This is a genomic window from Paenarthrobacter sp. 10L420 (genome assembly GCF_056395385.1).
On the sequence record NZ_JBFTJK010000063.1, the window covers coordinates 1 to 1,112 of the forward strand.

General features: G+C 60.5%; 1 protein-coding gene. It reads left to right on the forward strand.

Annotated features, from left to right (window positions below):
- Positions 1-897 (forward strand): ABC transporter substrate-binding protein (locus AC1DD5_RS25665; protein ID WP_477523128.1); only part of this gene is annotated, 897 nt, incomplete at its 5' end.
- Positions 898-1,112: the final 215 nt, after the last annotated feature.

Below are 1,112 nucleotides of genomic sequence, written 5' to 3' on the forward strand. Positions count from 1 at the left end.
ACGGTGTACGGAGTTCTGAATACGAAGACTGTTGACCTCCTGCCGGCCGCGTTCCACAAGGACTACCCGAACATCAAACTGACGTACGTTCGTCTGAGCGCATCAGACATCAGGGCCAGACTGGATGCCGAGATCGCGTCCGGGAACGCTGGTGCGGATGCGGTCGACAATCTGGATCACCCGACGTTCGATGGCTATGCGGCCAAGGGTGCTTTGCTGCCGCTCACTGTTCCGTCGCTGGGCGATCCGGAATTCGACCGGGCCAAGTATCAGCGCACACCATATGTGGCCACGTTCGCAAACCTCGGCTACGTGTGGGCCTGGAACACCAAGTTGTTGCCGAACGGCATCAGCTCCTGGCAGGACTACTTGAACCTCCCGGCGTCGCAGGTGGGAGCAACGGACCCCTCGGTCGGCCCGACCGTGGCCGCGCTCTATGAATCGATGGAGAAGTCCGATGCGGGCGGCTCCGGATTCCTTGACAAGCTGACGGCTAAGGGCAAGCCTCAGATCTATGCTGGTTCGAACCCCCAGGTCGCGGCGCTGTCTGCTGGGGAAGTGGCTGCCTCGCTGCCAGTTCCTGTTGCGGTCGCGGCGACCATCAAAGCGACCGGTGCACCGATTGACTACCGGCTCCCCCGGGAGGCCCCAAGCATCCCCAACGAGCTGGCGGTTGTGAAGTCGGCCAAGCACCCGAATGCGGCGCAGGTATTCGCGAACTGGCTGCAGGGCAAGTCGGGTCAGGCGGCTGTAGCTCAAGGTGGATTCGTCGCAGTACGCGATGGCACACCCCAGACCGTTGACACCAAGGGAGTCACACTTGTCGAGCTCCCGCAGATCACGACCGAGCAGTTCAAAGCGTTCCTGCAGCGTTGGAACCAACAGCTGGCCAAATAGTTATTTGCTGCCTCGGACGCCAGCTCGCCGCTGGCGTCCGAAGCGCTTAGTGCTGACGCGATATAGGTGAGAGAGAATTAATCATGCTAGAGATTCAGGGATTGCGGAAGGAGTTCGTTGTTCGCCGCAATCATGTTGTGGCGGTCAACGACTTGACCTTCACGGTGGAGGAGGGCGAGCTGCTGGTCTTGCTCGGATCGAGTGGATGTGGGAAG